The 15,673-nt window shown below is 36.7% G+C and carries 18 protein-coding genes and 1 pseudogene; 2 read left to right on the forward strand and 17 right to left on the reverse strand.

The features are described from left to right. Window positions 1-391: 391 nt before the first annotated feature. The 6 genes from UB51_RS10370 to UB51_RS10405 all read right to left on the reverse strand — a co-directional run bounded on the left by UB51_RS10370 (window position 392) and on the right by UB51_RS10405 (window position 6,453). Window positions 392-859: a P-loop NTPase family protein gene (locus tag UB51_RS10370; RefSeq protein ID WP_234405600.1), complete on the reverse strand. Its 468-nt coding sequence runs from the start codon at window positions 857-859 to the stop codon at window positions 392-394. A 370-nt stretch (window positions 860-1,229) separates the two neighbouring features. After that, window positions 1,230-2,210 (reverse strand): phosphotransferase enzyme family protein, encoded by a 981-nt coding sequence (locus UB51_RS10375; RefSeq protein ID WP_044877230.1) that lies wholly within the window; start codon window positions 2,208-2,210, stop codon window positions 1,230-1,232. Window positions 2,211-2,544: 334 nt separating this feature from the next. Continuing rightward, window positions 2,545-3,177, reverse strand: coding sequence for an AAA family ATPase (locus UB51_RS10380; RefSeq protein WP_044877231.1), 633 nt, complete (start codon window positions 3,175-3,177; stop codon window positions 2,545-2,547). Between the two features lie 249 nt (window positions 3,178-3,426). Continuing rightward, window positions 3,427-3,810 (reverse strand): glyoxalase, encoded by a 384-nt coding sequence (locus UB51_RS10385; protein ID WP_044877232.1) that lies wholly within the window; start codon window positions 3,808-3,810, stop codon window positions 3,427-3,429. A 677-nt stretch (window positions 3,811-4,487) separates the two neighbouring features. Beyond that, window positions 4,488-5,024 carry a hypothetical protein gene (locus UB51_RS10395; RefSeq protein ID WP_044877234.1) on the reverse strand — a complete coding sequence of 179 codons (537 nt, stop codon included), beginning with the start codon at window positions 5,022-5,024 and terminating at the stop codon, window positions 4,488-4,490. A gap of 970 nt (window positions 5,025-5,994) precedes the next feature. Next, window positions 5,995-6,453, reverse strand: coding sequence for a DUF2262 domain-containing protein (locus UB51_RS10405; RefSeq protein ID WP_044877235.1), 459 nt, complete (start codon window positions 6,451-6,453; stop codon window positions 5,995-5,997). 432 nt (window positions 6,454-6,885) lie between these two features. Here UB51_RS10405 and UB51_RS10410 point away from each other — a divergent pair, with 432 nt between their 5' ends. Then, a complete protein-coding gene (locus tag UB51_RS10410; RefSeq protein WP_044876287.1) occupies window positions 6,886-8,070 on the forward strand; it encodes an IS256 family transposase in 1,185 nt (394 codons plus the stop codon). Window positions 8,071-8,078: 8 nt separating this feature from the next. Here UB51_RS10410 and UB51_RS10415 read toward each other — a convergent pair whose 3' ends face one another. The 5 genes from UB51_RS10415 to UB51_RS10435 form a co-directional block, all read right to left on the reverse strand. Next, window positions 8,079-8,435 carry a hypothetical protein gene (locus tag UB51_RS10415; protein ID WP_044877236.1) on the reverse strand — a complete coding sequence of 119 codons (357 nt, stop codon included), beginning with the start codon at window positions 8,433-8,435 and terminating at the stop codon, window positions 8,079-8,081. A 300-nt stretch (window positions 8,436-8,735) separates the two neighbouring features. Then, window positions 8,736-9,242 carry a DinB family protein gene (locus UB51_RS10420; RefSeq protein ID WP_044877237.1) on the reverse strand — a complete coding sequence of 169 codons (507 nt, stop codon included), beginning with the start codon at window positions 9,240-9,242 and terminating at the stop codon, window positions 8,736-8,738. Window positions 9,243-9,477: 235 nt separating this feature from the next. Beyond that, on the reverse strand, window positions 9,478-9,930 hold the full coding sequence (locus UB51_RS10425; RefSeq protein WP_044877238.1) for a GNAT family N-acetyltransferase: 453 nt from the start codon (window positions 9,928-9,930) through the stop codon (window positions 9,478-9,480). 263 nt (window positions 9,931-10,193) lie between these two features. After that, window positions 10,194-10,793: a class I SAM-dependent methyltransferase gene (locus tag UB51_RS10430; protein WP_044877239.1), complete on the reverse strand. Its 600-nt coding sequence runs from the start codon at window positions 10,791-10,793 to the stop codon at window positions 10,194-10,196. Between the two features lie 236 nt (window positions 10,794-11,029). Further along, on the reverse strand, window positions 11,030-11,521 hold the full coding sequence (locus UB51_RS10435; protein ID WP_044877240.1) for a cysteine hydrolase family protein: 492 nt from the start codon (window positions 11,519-11,521) through the stop codon (window positions 11,030-11,032). A 126-nt stretch (window positions 11,522-11,647) separates the two neighbouring features. Between UB51_RS10435 and UB51_RS10440 the strand changes: the two genes are divergently transcribed. Next, window positions 11,648-12,196 carry an IS110 family RNA-guided transposase gene (locus tag UB51_RS10440; RefSeq protein ID WP_267884744.1) on the forward strand — a complete coding sequence of 183 codons (549 nt, stop codon included), beginning with the start codon at window positions 11,648-11,650 and terminating at the stop codon, window positions 12,194-12,196. 210 nt (window positions 12,197-12,406) lie between these two features. Here the strand turns inward: UB51_RS10440 and UB51_RS10445 are convergent, their stop codons facing one another. From UB51_RS10445 to UB51_RS10460, 6 genes and pseudogenes are all read right to left on the reverse strand, one after another. Beyond that, on the reverse strand, window positions 12,407-13,096 hold the full coding sequence (locus tag UB51_RS10445; RefSeq protein ID WP_044877242.1) for a hypothetical protein: 690 nt from the start codon (window positions 13,094-13,096) through the stop codon (window positions 12,407-12,409). Between the two features lie 393 nt (window positions 13,097-13,489). Next, entirely contained in the window at window positions 13,490-13,672 is a 183-nt protein-coding gene (locus UB51_RS10450) for a hypothetical protein (protein ID WP_044877243.1), read from the reverse strand. 196 nt (window positions 13,673-13,868) lie between these two features. Beyond that, complete coding sequence (locus UB51_RS28225; protein WP_160297252.1) at window positions 13,869-14,009, reverse strand: hypothetical protein; 141 nt, start codon at window positions 14,007-14,009, stop codon at window positions 13,869-13,871. 199 nt (window positions 14,010-14,208) lie between these two features. Beyond that, window positions 14,209-14,796 (reverse strand): hypothetical protein, encoded by a 588-nt coding sequence (locus UB51_RS10455; RefSeq protein WP_044877244.1) that lies wholly within the window; start codon window positions 14,794-14,796, stop codon window positions 14,209-14,211. Window positions 14,797-14,920: 124 nt separating this feature from the next. Continuing rightward, window positions 14,921-15,264: pseudogene (locus tag UB51_RS29430) on the reverse strand (tyrosine-type recombinase/integrase). A gap of 24 nt (window positions 15,265-15,288) precedes the next feature. Continuing rightward, window positions 15,289-15,648, reverse strand: a complete 360-nt coding sequence (locus UB51_RS10460; protein WP_144406997.1) for a hypothetical protein — start codon at window positions 15,646-15,648, stop codon at window positions 15,289-15,291. Between the last annotated feature and the right edge of the window lie 25 nt (window positions 15,649-15,673).

Here is a 15,673-nt window from a genome sequence, read left to right on the forward strand (position 1 = left end):
CACGGACAGGCGGTCTACTTCGCGCAATTTTATATAACGGTCGGGCTTTGCCTCGAGATCCCAAACCGGTCGCAACGCGGTTTGGTGGTAGGGTGATTCTATCTTGTTACGGCACCAAACTCTAATACATTAACTCGTATTGACTCGCGAACTAACCAATGTATTAGAGTATACTTGTATCTTTAAAGTACTTTTTAGGTTTTTAAATATTCGGTTACACCGGTTTCGTCTAACGTTTCCGCATTCCTGACATTTGAGCGGCTTAAGTGACCGTAGGGAACGCGTCGTCAAACTTAGCCGCTGAATGTGTCGCCTGAATTCACCTCTCAGAATTTCCTCTTGGCGACCAAGGAGCGTCAGCGACGCAGCAGGAATACTCTGTTATGTGATGTCATTGCCTTCCTGAATTCGCATTCAGATAATCTTGTATGTATTTCATAATTTCTTTATTGTCCTTGACTATAATTCTTTTCTCTGAATATTCCTCAGTTAATTCCATGATTTCTTGAATACTATCTTTATCAAAGCCTTTATTCCATATGAATAGCATTTCATATAGATTCTTAAATGATTGTTTATAATTCCACTGTTCTAATCCAACTCTTGTCCTGACAAATCTTTTAATTATCCTGAAATCCCTTACATATTTATTAGATTTAATTAAGAACATTAAGTCGGCCTGCTTAAAGCTTTCTATTCCCCATTTATGATGTATGCCTTCGATAATCCACGCTTCTGTGGTAACTATTTCATTTAATTTGGCATCCCGAACTTCAACTGGGTATCTAGTATTCTCTAACGTCCTGTCCCAAACAAAGTTATCAGTCTCATAGTATTTTATTTCGTATTTCTTCGACAATTCTTTTGCAATATAAGACTTTCCACTACCACAAGCTCCAATAATACGGATCTTAATATGGATCGCTCCCCTTGTAACTTCATCTATATTATAGTTTGCAATGATTTCACATAACGTAGCGCATTCCTAACGTCCGAACGGCTTAAGGCACGTAGTGCCTGGTGGATCTGCCACTTATCCGGTTGGATGCGTCGCCTGATTTCACTTCTCTGAAAATCCCCTTGGTGACCAAGGAGCGATAGCGACGATGTAGGAATGCATTGTTATAGGATGTCAGCGTCTTCTTTGTAATACCCATCAACTTTAGTTATCTTTAACTATCGTTATCCGTTAGTGTAACAAATTGTTGCATGTGATTTTATAAATGATCTCAAAAAATTAGTTCCAAGAAAGGGATGTCATTTTTGATATTAAACTCTAAATCCTTTAATATTTGTTGTTGTTTAAAGGTTAATTCACCTAAATTCCATCGAGTTGTGAAAAACAAGTGCAATACGACCTCACGCATTTTTAGAAGAGCTGGAATATGTTTTAGAGTATCATCGGTTATTGAAATTTCCTTTGCATAACCGTTCAAAAAGTGATAGAGAAACTTCTTTGCAAATTCAGTTCTTTCGATGTTTTTTGGCGTAGCTTCCCATACTGAATAGAATAAGGGAATTGCAATATCATTCCCAAACCAATTATAGGAACATTCATCAAAATCAAATAATTGCAATTCCCCACCTAGCACATGAAAGTTACCTCTATGAATGTCATTATGTACTAGGCCATATAAATCATGTTCTATTTTCTTGTCAGGATTTAGCACTTCCGATAAATATATAAACTTTTGAAGTGAAAAAGTTTGAGTATCATCTAGTTTCTTAGATATCGTATGTATGAACTCTTGATCTTTTTCGTATTGATGTGGGCGTCGAGTATTAACTTGTTTTGATTTGTATTTTTTTGTTAATGAATGAATTCGCCCCGCCATACTTCCCCATCGGCTAAAGAACTCTTCATTCCATTCGCTTTCATTGTTAATATTAATCTTTTGACCTTTTGCCATTTCAAAAGCTACAACATAATATCGATCGTTATTTTTTTCAACCATTTCACAATCAACCTGTCGTATTGATTGAATTGATTTACAAACGGATAATCCGTTGTCTGCTAGGTAATTTATCCAATCCAATTCTGCACGGATTAAAGTGTCTGAACGGTGAGAATCATGCGAGAAACGAAGAACATAGTTTTTGTTTTCTTTGGAATATGAGTAGACCAAATTTTGAAAACCACCAATGAAATTGCATTCTTCTTTGGCTATGCCGTAGAGTTTCGATGCTTTAATAACTAAAGCCTCATCCATTTTTTATTTTCTCCTCTTTTCACAACAGCGAAATATAATCTGCTCTATACTTTTGTTGAAGCCTGCATATTTTCCTTTTTAACTACACTATTGAATTCTGTTATACTGCCCGTTAGCTGAAAAACATCTATAAATAGATGATCATTGCTTATACAGTGTTTTTATGATGCTCGCTAATTTCCTATAACGCTTGGTATTCATGAACCCGAGAGGTTTAAGGAGCTTCAGCTCCGGGTCGCAAGACTTAGCCTTACAGGGTTGTCTACCTGAATCCACTTTCTCGAAAACCCCCGGGCATACCAAGGAGCGAACGCGACGCGGCAGGAAAACGGTGTTAGGCGAAGTCATTGCCATCTATGATTAATCTTGCACACTCACTCCAATTCTTCGAGTCAGTATTTATTTCAATTGTTGGAACTTTAGATTTACCAGCATGATTTCGTAATTGTTCTTGAATATTTAATAATTCCTTACAAGCTTGTATAGTCTCTTCATCTGATTTATTAATCCATTCTTCAGGATTTCTACTCATAATTCTTTCTTTCACTATTTCAGGTGATATTGTGAGTAATATGCACTTTGAGCCGAGTGTTACTAAATCCTCCTCCAGTTTAAATATCTCTTCTTTGTCCGAATCCGGGAAAGTAACTCTATGATTTAAGTGAAATCGCTCTAATACAAAAAACAATCCCCTTGATCTTCTAGATGCCGGACCTAATTTAACTGCCCAATCATTTAATTGTTTTAACATATCTACTCTTTCACGGAGTAATTTTAAATGTTCATCTCGTGATAGAGTTATGTACTGTCCATGAACATTGTTCAATATTTGAGAATAATGTTCACCAAGAATAACTACACTTCGCTCAGCTGTTTCATTTTGAGCTTGATATTGTTTGATTGCTCGTAATACTGATGTCTTTCCAGCATTTGAATAGCCTTCAAGAATAATACCTCTGATATTCATATCTTCTCCTCTTTATGCAATGATTTCGCCTAACGTTCTTGTGTTCACGAACCCGAGAGTCTTAAGACGCAAAGCGCCGGGTCGCCAGACTTAGCCTCGCAGGATTGTCTGCCTGACACCATTTCCTCGACTTATCTTCTGACAGACACTGGGAGCTATGGATCGCAGCGTGAATATGATGTTATCGGAATGTTCGGGCCTCGTTGATGCCACTCTCTAATTGTTACTTTATTTTTCTAAAGTCTTTTTTTATTCACTTTGTTTCTTTCCAACAGCAATCCATCTTCCATCAATATCCTCAAATACAAATTCACTATTGTTATAATCCGTTCTTGCTAACGGGCGAATGATCTTTACCCCTAAATTAATAAATTCATTTTCTATTTCTTTTTGTTCACTTGTTATCAAGTACGCATCATAACCGTATCCATGAATTAATCTATTGGGTTGAATTTTATCATTCTTTGATTTAGTAAGAACAATTTCAATCGAATCTCGATAAAGGCATACATGAGGTTCCACCGAATTAAGATAATAGACAGATCTAAATCCCAATCCCTCAAAGTAGCTTGCCGTTTTGTAAAAGTCAGTTGTCGGGAATATTTGCAACAAATTCGAAAAGCCTTTAATCATCACTTTATCTCCTTTAGTTCTTTTTGAATTTATATTTTTTTACCATTTACCGAATTTCCGATAACGTTCCTGTATTCACGAACCCGCGAACCTTAAGACGAGGAAGTCGCCGGCCGCGGTTAGGTTCGCAGGGTTGTCCGCCTGAATCCACATCTCTGAAAACCCTGGAGCCGATGAGAATCGTTAATAGGTTGTTATATGATGTAGGTGCCTTCTTTGAATATTCAAAACTCACTTCAAAATCAATCCTCTTAAATACTTTTTCATTAATTCATTTGAGATACTAAGAGCTTCTTCTCTATTTGATGCGGGTATTGTATCATTTGTCCATTATCCGAGCTACAGCCCTTATTTTCTTTCTCCTTAATATCAAAAACTGAAATAGTAACCTTACTAAAATTATGATTTATATATATAACTCCATATTGATATAAATTTGCAGTTTTATTCTCAATATATGAATGCACAATTACTCCGTTCATTTCCTTGAAAAAGCTTATTTCTAACTCTCTTTGATTCTCTGGTACTGGAATTTCTTCACCTTCAATAATAATTGTTCCTTTAAATGTTTTGTTCCCGGTTAAACTTCTCCGAAGTTCACCTTGGCGATCAAGGAGCGACAGCGACGATGTAGGAATGCAATGTTAGCCGATGGCCCTTCTTCTCTGAAATACTTACTATTTTTTATATTCTTTTCTTGTTATAAATTTTTGGTAGTATTCTTTAAACATTTGATAGATAAGATCTATTTCATCAATTTCATTTATAAATTTTACATATATCTCATTTTTTTGTTTTTGTTCTAGTTCAGTATTGAAATCAGAGTCTTCATATTCATTAAGTAATTCATAAAAATACTCACAAGATTCTTTAACACTTTGACAACTGTCGGAATGCTGTCCTGATGAAAAAAGGAAATTAGCCCATGATATTTCTCTTGTTACATATTTCAAATATAAACAGGCAATGTATTGGTCAGAAAGATCCCCATAGTTAATCTCTAAAAATGGTTCGGAATGTATATATTTATTAACAATATCTACTGCCGCTGCTTGAAATCGAACAATTGATAATTCTATTACCCAGTACGGAGGCTTCGTGTACTCTTGGATAATATCATCACAAAATAACTGATAGTGTTTGTACCATATTAATTTACTATCAAGCATAACACTTAGTTTACATGCGAATTCTTTATTAACGATTATCTTCATAGGATAACCCCAGTTCTTTTTATATTAATTATTAAGGGCTTTCGTCTAACGTTCGCGCATTCCTGACGTTCAAGCTGCTTAAGGACTGTAGGTCCGGGTCGTCAGACTTATCCGGTTGAATGGATCGCCTGAATAAGCTCCTTGGAAATCCTTCTTAGCGATCAAGGACGAATGCCCGCAGTAGGAATGCGGTATTAGGTGATGTCAGTGCCTTCTTCGAAATCATCTACAATATATTTATCTTTTTATTTATTTATTTTTGCCTTGATAAATCTGATCCATCCATTCTTCTAATGTATCCCTGATTTCGAATCTATCCTTTGATTTCTTACTCCATATAACTTCCCATTCTTCATTAACTAAAACTAATTTATACGAACCATTAGCATCTGAATCAGGATACCAGCCAAGATCTATAATCAATTTGTTTTTTTGAGGTATTATCCAACTACCATTCTTCAACTCCATTTTATTAATTTGTAATATATCTTCTGGTAATTATTCCCAATTTACTAAAAATTGATCTTCTTCAGATTTCTCAGGTTCAATGTCTTCAAACTTGTTATAACATACAGCAAAATCTGCAAGTACCATAAATCTCATCAAAGGCATTTGATCTAATCCCCTTTATGTAAAAAACTAATTGAAGTAATGTTTTGTCACAAGTTTTTTATGTTTTGGTTTTATATTGCACTGATTTCACCTAACGTTTCCGCATTCACGACGTTCAAGCGGCTTAAGGCACGTAGTTCCGGGTGGCTCAGCCACTTTGCCGGTTGAATGTGTCCTGTGAATCACTCCCTCGAAATGCCTCTTCCGGACCAAGGGTAGGCTTGCCGGCCCGCAGCGTTGAATGCGATGTTAGGTGTTGTTCCTGCCCTCTTCGAGATTACTTAAAGGTTCGTTAGATCTTTGTGAATGTGTTAGGATTTAAATAAAAAGTATCATTTATCTGTCATATCCCATTAAATTATATATCTGCACTTAATAACTTGTATTTATTATTAAAATAAACATGTATTCTGTGACCACCAAATAACCCTCCATCATCATATTCACAGTATATATTGTTATCATTGATTACAATGTCGAGAAGAGTAATAGCTCTTTCAAACTTTTCTTTTGTTACATCATATTTCCCTGCATCTACATCATCCCAATTTAAGCTTTCATCATTCTCATCATACTCGGGCCAAAAATCATTTTTGTAATTAATTAATTTATCTGTTATAGCTAACTTTGCATTTTCATCAAATTCTTGAATACATAAAAAAAGTTTTTCTGCTCTTTTCATCATCTCATTAAAATCTGCAGATTCATCCCTCATATCCAGTGACCAATGTATGTCGCCGCCTTTATGACTATATGCTTTACTAATCCCTTCATAGACAAATACTCCAATTAACTCACTTTTAATTACCCTATCCAAAATCAATTACCTCCTGACACATAGCTATACTTCATTTGAGCTACTTTTCTTGGCTTAATTGCAGGAATTGCACCTAACGTTGCGCATTCCTGACATTCAAGCGGCTTAAGGCACGGAGTGCCGGGTCGTCAGACTTAGCCGGTTGGATGTGTCGCCTCGATTCTACCTCTTCGAAAATCCTTATGGCGACCAAGAGCGCATGCGACGATGCAGGAATGTTTTGTTAGCTGATGTTCGGCACTTCTTTGATATGCTTACTTAATTTGTTCTACTAATATTATTTCTATATCATTGCAATAAAAGCTGATGTCATCAGTCACAATATCCCTTGAGAGCGTAAAATATTTTGTGTAAATAGATAAATAGAAAAAGGAAGACCTTTTCTTGTAGAATTGAGTTACCACACAAAATTCACAGAGAGAGGTCTTCCCTATGAATCATTTTACAACAGATTTAGTTCAAGCTCTAGTCACAAAAAAAGATGTGACGGAGGTTTTTCGTAATCACTTAGAAGCTGCCATGAATCATCTGCTAGAGACGGAACTTACTGCATTTCTAGACTATGAAAAATATGACCGTATAGGCGTAAATTCAGGTAATTCTCGAAACGGTGGCTACTGTCGAACGCTTCATACCGAGTATGGGGACCTGCAGTTAAACATTCCTCGAGATCGTAATGGAGAGTTTAAGCAACAGACCGTAGCACCGTATAAACGCTCAAATGACACGCTAGAATCTTTCGTTATTCACATGTTTCAAAAGGGTGTCACGATGACGGAGATTGCCGACCTAATCGAGAAAATGTATGGTCACCACTACACGCCGCAAACCGTATCGAACATGACCAAAGTAATGGTCGAACATGTCGATGCTTTTATGAAACGACCACTTGAGAAGCGCTATGTGTGCGTCTATATCGATGCTACCTATATCGCGGTTAAGCGTAAAACCGTATCTAAGGAAGCGGTCTATATTGCCGTAGGAATTCGTGAGGATGGCACCAAGGAAGTACTCACGTACGCCGTTGCACCGACCGAATCAGCTTACATCTGGAAAGAACTGCTCCAGGACGTGAAAGAGCGTGGTACCGAACAAATCCTTCTGTTTATCTCCGATGGACTCACAGGCATTGTGAATGCGATTCAGGAGATCTATCCGCATGCGAAGTACCAAACATGCTGTGTTCATTTAGTTCGTAATATTGCCCATAAAGTTCGAGTCTCAGATCGAGCAGAAGTCTGTGAGGACTTCAAATCCGTCTATCGATCCGACGATGAACAAGCTGGTAAAGAAGCGCTAAAAGCCTTCTGTGACAAGTGGAAAACCGCTTATCCTAAGGTCATTAAATCCCTACGAGAAAACCCCTATATCTTTACGTTTTACAGTTTTCCTAAGCCGATATGGAGAAGCATTTATTCGACGAATTTAATCGAGTCGTTTAACAAACAGATTAAGAAATACACGAATCGTAAGGAGCAATTCCCCCATGAAGAAGCACTAGAAAAATTCTTGGTTGCACAGTTTGAAAGCTATAACCAACGCTTTGCTACCCGTTGTCACATTGGTTTTGATAAAGCTCGTTCAGAACTGCTAGCTATGTTCTCCACCAAAGACTAACCCTAGTTCTACAAGATAAGGTTATTTTCATTTACACATAATTCTTGACGCTGCCTATCCCTTATCCAGTAATTTAATGAATTCCAACCGTCTTCTCTTATATCGATTATTTCAAATATATCTAATTGAATCTCTTTACTGTCAATCGATAATTTCAGACTTTCAATATGATTAAAGTTTACAATTATTTTGTATTCGTTATTGTTTGTTACATAGATTATCGAAGTCTCTAATATCGTTTCATCTTCATAAAATTTGTTCTTCACTGAAGTGAATTTAAATTCATTTATTGATCTACATTTACTCCATGAAAAATCCCCAATTACATTGATCTTTTCAAAGTTTTTAATTGTGCTTTTCTTCATTTATTCACTCTTCCCTTGATTAACTAGAATACCCTAGAATATCACTTTAATCACAAAAGGATACTTAGTAAGACCACGCTTTATATGATCTTGCCGAATTTCTGCTAACGTCTCTCATATTCACGAACCCGAGAACCTTAAGGCACGTTTGGGCCGGCCCGCTATGCGGTTAGGTTCGCAGGGTTTTCCGCCTGATCAACTTCCTCGAAATGCCTCGGGCGGATCGAGCAGCCGTCAGGTTGCGATGCGTGAATACGATGTTATAGGATGTATCTGACTTCTTCGAATATGCAAAGAGCCTTACTTAACTCTATCTTTAATTTCATTAATTTGTTTAATATGTCTTTGTTCATGCAAGTATAGTGATCTAACCCATTCAATTAATAACATCTCCTTAAAAACTGGGTGTATAAAATGTCTTCTACTCAGCACTGATGGGTCTTCTACTGTGTTTAATAATTCGTATAACTTTTCTCTTGAATTGTTTAGTTTTTCAATGATTTCTTGATATTCTAAAATTTCGTCAGTTGGTTTAGCAATGTCAGGAGCTTCTATCTTTTTACTTCTATCAAGTAGAAATTCTAATGGTTTATTCTCTATGAATGAATCTTCCTTGCTCTTTAATCCTTTCTTTATTGCTACGACATATAATTCTTCTGTCTTAATTAAGTGTTGACATACCTGACTAATACTCCAACTGTATGCGTCTTTCCGTTTGTTTAATTGATCTCCACTCAATTCATTAAGAATTCCTAGTAATTCGTCTCTTGTTTCTTTTAATTTTTGATTGATATCTTGAAGTTCCATGGAAAACTCCCTTTCTTTAATTTTTTGCGGATATTTCCTATAACGTTTGTACATTCACGAATCCTGACCGACTTAAGGCCGTCAGGCTGGGCGCCATGCGCTTAGTCGGTGCAGGGTTGTCCGCTGAATTCACTTTTCCGAAATGCTTCTTGCGGACCGAGGAACCGTCAGGGTCCGATGCGTGAATGTTTTGTTATCTGTAGTTACCGGCATCTCGAATTCACCTACATTTATCTTATAATTTCATGCAATAAAGAACTTCGTCGTCTACGATTTTACCTGTATTTTCAAATCCAAATTCTTCATATATTTTTTTTGCAGAATCGTTTTCTGGATCAAACGATAAATATATTTCTGAGCATTCCTTGTTCTTACTCATCTCTTTAATGATTAGACTTATGGCCTTTCTACCGAAACCTTGACGTTGAAATTTATAGTCAATCATAATACGGCATAATTCAAAACAATTATCCTCCTCTGAATATCCATACATTGTAAATCCCACCATTGTATCTTCACTATAAATTGCTTTTGTTATCCATCCTTTTTCTATCTTTGATTGTGCAATCGAAACTGCATTTGAAGCTACAAATTTCTCTACAAGGTAATGATTTTTATCAGGATCAGTCGTTAGAAAGATACATTCTAGCCAGTTAGCTTCGTCTATATCCTTTAATAAAACTTCCACGAGATCGCCTTCTTTCTAATGTTCTATCGGTAATTGCAGATAACGTTTATGTATCTACGAACCCGAGAGGCTTAAGGCGCATCGCGCCGGGTCCGACAGACTTAGCCTCGCAGGGTTGTTCGCTGATTCAACTTCACCGTTTGTCACTTCTTGCTAACCAAGGGCAAAGCCCGCAGCGTAGATACGTTGTTATGTGATGCACCTGACCTCCTCGAATTACTTGTGAAACATTTGTTGAATCTTAATCAGCACATACTTAGAAATCATTTCTCTAACACAATAATTTTGTAATTTCCATTTAATACAGAACTTTCTTGGTGATTAATATTCAATGGAGTACTTCTTAGTATTTCATCAAACCTTCTATTTATATCTGTTCCAAAAATTGAGGTGATCATATTCAAAGCTTTACGCAGAATGTTTGGTTTTTTATTCTCATCTAAAAACTTATCAAATACCAATATGGTACCAGAAGGTGAGAGAACTCTTGTTGCTTCTAACAAAGCTTTTTGGGGATTCTCCACAACACTTAAAATTAAGTTTAAAATCACAAAATCAAATTTCTCATTCTCAAACTTTAATGATTCTGCATCCATATTCAGTAGTACAACATTATTTGTTTTTTTACGTGCTTTTTCTAGCATCTCATTTGAGATATCAATACCGAAAATCTCAATATTGTTAGGTAGCAACAGAATATCTTCTCCGGTTCCAACTCCTACTAATAAGACTTTATTTTTGGGTTTAATATCTATCAATGAAAACGCCCTCATCCTAGCATTTCTAAATATACGATTCCCCATCAAAAAATCATAAATAGGAGATAAAATCTTGTATTTCTTTATATTTGTATTGTTCTTCATTACAGTTAATCTTTCTCCTTTCATATTAGTATCGTTCTACAATTTTCAGGGGTTTTACATAACGTATCAGCATCTGCGACATGACCCGGCCTTAGATAGCTCTTATCATAGGCCGGGTCATGTGTTGTCTGAGTTTACTTCCATGATTTCACTCCCGACAACCAAGGGGCGAATGCCACGCAGCGCAGATGCTTTGTTATATGCTGTTGGGGCCATCTTGCGTTACCTTCACATTCTCATTCATTTGCTAAGTATTCAATTACGGGATAGGAAATCATGTTCCTATCTCTGTAGGTTGAAATGATTACGTCACTTTGTGTACTCAAAATGCCTTGTTGTAATATTACAGGTTTGAATCCTCTTTCAATTGCTCCATTATAGGTAAATAATACGCAATGCTCTGCTGCAAATCCTGCAATGATGACTAACTCAATACCATGATTCAATAAAATTTGTTCTAGTTCTGTCTTCCAAAAAGCATTCGAGTTCTCTTTAGTCATTTTTAGGTCATTATTCTTGATTTCAATTTCTGGAATAAAATTATATTCCTCTCTATTTGATTCTTGAATACCTTCTAAGTCCTGAATATGTATGACTACGTGGTCTTTAGAACGAAGCAAGTCTGCAACATAATTGATATATTCACAAGCTTTATCTACAATTTTCTTTTCCATTTGATCCTGCAAGTAAATTGCTTGCATATCAACAATTAAGAATCCTAACCTCATCGAATCTACTCCTCAAAATGTTATTTAAAGTACTTGCCCCAATTGCATATAACGTTCTTGTATTCACGAACCCGAGAACCTTAAGCGAACGAAGTTAGCGGCCGCGACGCGGTTAGGTTCGCAGGGTTGTCCGCCTGCTCCCGCTTCTCCGAAAGTCCTCGGGCGGACCAGGCCCAGGAGATTGTTCTTATGCACTATATTCAATTGCTGAAGACCTACCAGAACTGTATGAATGATCTCTTGGTAACCATGGAGTCGCTGGCTGAATCTATTAAAACCTATCACTTGCTCCGAACCATTCCGGGTGTCGGACCACTAACAGCTGCTATGCTGATCGCTGAAATTGGAGATATAAAAAGGTTTCCATCAGTTAAACAGCTAACAGCTTTTGCAGGGCTAGACTCAGCTGTTCACGAATCAGGAACCTTCAAATCTAAGAAGAATCGAATATCTAAACGAGGCTCTTCGTACCTTCGAACAGCCCTTTACCAGGCTACCATTTGCGCGATTTCCAGGCAAATTCATGGCCCAAGAAATTCGATTCTCTTTCAATTTTATCAGCAAAAACGCAATGAAGGCAAACCGGCAAAAGTCGCGATCGTTGCTACTTCTCACAAGCTTTTACGTATTATTTTTGGAATGTGGAAGTCTGATCAAGCTATTAAATGTGGTTAATCCTATAATTAGAATTTAATTTCCATTAAAACTCACTCTAATGAGTTAGTTTATTTAAGTGCGTCTATCTTTTTCCTATTAAAATATTATTAATGGTAGAGTTGACTTTGATTAGCTGGTTTATATGATGGGCCTGACGTCTGCGAGAATTACCCATTTCTCTCTTACCCTAACTCCTGGGGACACTCTGAATTTATTGAATTAAGCACCTTATGTTTCTGAAAGCTCAATTAATTCATTTATCTCATTCTCTGGCAGCAATATGTTTCCGCAATATACTCTGTCTGAATGGAATTCCCACTCACCATATGCAACCATAATAGTCTTACATTTAAATTTTTTTACTAATGCCCACACTCCTAAATCCCCTTGTGCACTAGCTTGAAATAAAATCCAATCGTTATATTCAGTCCTACATGGTTTTCTAAAAAATTTAAAATATCCTAAATATTCTTCTCCGTCCTTTTGTGTGAATTTATCAGTGATCCTTTCTAAGCGTATTACTTCTTCGATCTTAATATTTATCCAAGCTCTTTCTTCATTTTTAGAAATAATACTTTCAAAACTACACTTAATAATTGCTGATGAATCTATTTCATTTGGATGTTCCTCCCATCCGTTAAAACTTGATAGAGCAGGTCTGAACAAAGTCCAAAACTTTTCTCCAACTGACATATTAAAAGGAAAATGGACTTGTACTTTTTTCATCTCACCAGCTATTGGGGGGATTGAAGTCCTTTCCCAATTCCTAATACTCAGATCTGGTACATCTTGCGAAAAATTTGACCATTCCATAACATCTTCATACGCAACCATTTCAAAACCTTTTTTATCATTTAAGTTTTTTTCCGGCACTTGTTTACATGCACTACATATAAAAGTTAAATTATCAAATTCCATACATTACCTACTTTTAATTTAATTTCCCTAGTCACTTCATGAATTGATGTTTTATTTGGTTTTTAAATTTACAGGCCTTTCACATAACGTTGTTGTATTCACGAACCCTCACTTCCTTAAACGACTGAAGGGAGTGGCCGCGACGCGGTTAGGCAGTGCAGGGTTGTCCGGCTGACTTTGCTTCCCTGCTACTGAATCATCTTCTTCAAAACTACTTTTTACAACTTTGGCCGGACCAAGGAGCGATAGCGACGCAGCGTGAATATGGTGTTGTAAGATGTCAGGGGCTTCCTGAATTCACTTTCAAAATATGCTCTTCTATATGTTCTAATTTTAATTATTCATTGCACTATATATCTGTTAAATACTAATGCTTTTCAGTTTAGAATTCTTCTAAAAAAATAAAATTAAGATGCCTCCAAATAATAAAATACAAATAAATACTACAATAAATGCAACTATAAAGTTTAACCATGCTGGACGTTCGCCAATCGGCTCTTTATTCAATTGAGTAATTTTGATTTCAATATTTTCTAGTCTTTCATTGATCTTTTTTAATTCATTTTCAATCTCCATTGAAAATCCTCCAAATAATATCAAGTATAGTCTTTCCCCGATTTCTTATAACGTTTTGGTGTTCGCGAGCTCTCACTGGCTTAAGGAGCAAAGCGCCGGGTTCGACGGACTTAGCCAGTGCAGGGTTGTCTAAGACTCCATGGGAGAGACCTAAAGGAATAATTCGGTTATTTCTTTCATAATCCTCATGTTCCTCTTAATATATCTTTATATAAGGAGACTCAAGGGAAATTCTTTCAACACAAAAAGAGATTCTCTCTAAAGTTTCTTCCTTTTTAACCTCATACTTATAAGAGGATATATAGCCAAAACTACCAAGTAATTTTTGTTCCTCCATTGAGTTCACTTCCTCAACAATTTATCTTTTCCCGACTTTCGCATAACGTTCTTGTATTCACGAACCCCCACCGGCTTAGATAGCTCTTATCTTAGCCAGTGCGGGATTGTCCGCTGAAATCACTTCCTCGAAATTGCTTCTCGCGGACCGATACTTGAATTCTTTGTTATCTGAAGTATCAGACTTCTTTGAATAACCCTCAAAAGCTCTTCTTGATAAAAGGCATATCTGAAAGAAGTTGAATGTTGTTATTTATTTCAAGGAATATTCCTTCGAAGTCAAATTCCTCTTCTTCTAATTTAATAATCCAATGATGACCGGCCGTAACCTTGGATACCCCTGCCTTACCTTCGGGATTTACAAAGGCTTCCCATCTAATAAAAGGTAAACTGTTATGGGTCATACTTCCTTGAAAAGTATTAATTAATTCTTTGTTTATAAAATCAGTCTTGTTTAAGTAATTCTTATCAATCTCAAATTGATATTCGATTTCTAATTCAGTAAATGCTTCATTGTCAAGATCATCATGAGTACACTCTTCGGTCTCATCATGGTAAAGTGAGCAGTTCCCACCGTATATTGATTCGGCAGTCAACATACTATCCCAATGAAAACTTATTTCTGCTCTAATTAAATGTGGAGGATTGTCATCAATTGGCACACAGAGGAAAGAGAAGTTTCTTTCTAAACTTATAGTGTCGATTTGATTTTTCATGTGATAGGGATCCAACCCAGAATCACTTGCAGATTGTAAAATTAGATTAGTAAAATCCTCATATTTAATCATATATACCTCCGTGAGATTACCTAAAATTATTGTTATATTTCAGCTAACGTTTCCGTGTTCACAACGTCCCACCACCTTAAGGCTCTATAGGAGCCTTCGTCTGTATTTGCCTTCTTCGATTGGATCAACCATTAACAGGTTCATGAATGTTCCGCCCCATCCGATCCAAAGGACTCTGGATGCGGCGGATATCTTTGATGCTGACATGGGTATAGATGTCGGTTATCTTCGAGCTTGCGTGTCCTAGTAGTTCTTGAATGTATCGAAGATCTGTGCCGTCTCTAATAGGTGAGTAGCCAAGGAGTGCCGCAGCGTGTGTACTGTAGCTGGCTTAGATATTCCCGCTTTACGTATAGCTTTCTCAAAAACATGTTGCAGAGACCATTCAGTAAGATGGTGATCTCGATCTTTTCCTTCTGGGAACAAGTAATTGATTATAAGTTGAGTCTCCATATAGGATTGTAGCATTGAATAAGCTGCGTTCACCGTGCCCTATATAGGCCTTTTGAGTCTTAATGTATACCCTTTCATCTTTAAAGTGTCCCTCAGCTTTTGCAAAGCATCCTTTTCAGCACCAGTGTGAAGTTGTAGAAGCTCAAGAAACCACTCCACCAAGTGAGGGCTTTTCACCACTACAGGCAAGTCCTGCAATGCATGGCACAGGACCAGAATAGCCAATTTCCTCCCTGGAATCACCCAATACTTTGCCGTAGCATCCGATTTACGACCGGGAACACTATTAATTGCTTTAATCCATTCATCAATATAAGGTGTTTCTACAATCGCATCACCATTCTCTGCACGATCCAATATGACATATTGACTTGATGAGTATACATTCGCTTTCATCATTCCATTCTCCTTTCAAATTATAGAA

Origin of the sequence: Paenibacillus sp. IHBB 10380 (assembly GCF_000949425.1) — a bacterium.
In the GTDB taxonomy this organism is placed as follows: Bacteria; Bacillota; Bacilli; order Paenibacillales; family Paenibacillaceae; genus Paenibacillus_AQ.

Bases quoted from the DNA above. Each gene is read 5' to 3' on its own strand.
- UB51_RS10380 (WP_044877231.1), bottom strand. From the start codon at position 3,177: ATGAATATCAGAGGTATTATTCTTGAAGGCTATTCAAATGCTGGAAAG.
- UB51_RS10435 (WP_044877240.1), bottom strand. From the start codon at position 11,521: ATGAGGTTAGGATTCTTAATTGTTGATATGCAAGCAATTTACTTGCAG.
- UB51_RS10410 (WP_044876287.1), top strand. From the start codon at position 6,886: ATGAATCATTTTACAACAGATTTAGTTCAAGCTCTAGTCACAAAAAAA.
- UB51_RS10460 (WP_144406997.1), bottom strand. From the start codon at position 15,648: ATGATGAAAGCGAATGTATACTCATCAAGTCAATATGTCATATTGGAT.
- UB51_RS10420 (WP_044877237.1), bottom strand. From the start codon at position 9,242: ATGGAACTTCAAGATATCAATCAAAAATTAAAAGAAACAAGAGACGAA.
- UB51_RS10430 (WP_044877239.1), bottom strand. From the start codon at position 10,793: ATGAAGAACAATACAAATATAAAGAAATACAAGATTTTATCTCCTATT.
- UB51_RS10385 (WP_044877232.1), bottom strand. From the start codon at position 3,810: ATGATTAAAGGCTTTTCGAATTTGTTGCAAATATTCCCGACAACTGAC.
- UB51_RS10415 (WP_044877236.1), bottom strand. From the start codon at position 8,435: ATGAAGAAAAGCACAATTAAAAACTTTGAAAAGATCAATGTAATTGGG.
- UB51_RS10455 (WP_044877244.1), bottom strand. From the start codon at position 14,796: ATGATTAAATATGAGGATTTTACTAATCTAATTTTACAATCTGCAAGT.
- UB51_RS10445 (WP_044877242.1), bottom strand. From the start codon at position 13,096: ATGGAATTTGATAATTTAACTTTTATATGTAGTGCATGTAAACAAGTG.
- UB51_RS10450 (WP_044877243.1), bottom strand. From the start codon at position 13,672: ATGGAGATTGAAAATGAATTAAAAAAGATCAATGAAAGACTAGAAAAT.
- UB51_RS10395 (WP_044877234.1), bottom strand. From the start codon at position 5,024: ATGAAGATAATCGTTAATAAAGAATTCGCATGTAAACTAAGTGTTATG.
- UB51_RS10375 (WP_044877230.1), bottom strand. From the start codon at position 2,210: ATGGATGAGGCTTTAGTTATTAAAGCATCGAAACTCTACGGCATAGCC.
- UB51_RS28225 (WP_160297252.1), bottom strand. From the start codon at position 14,009: ATGGAGGAACAAAAATTACTTGGTAGTTTTGGCTATATATCCTCTTAT.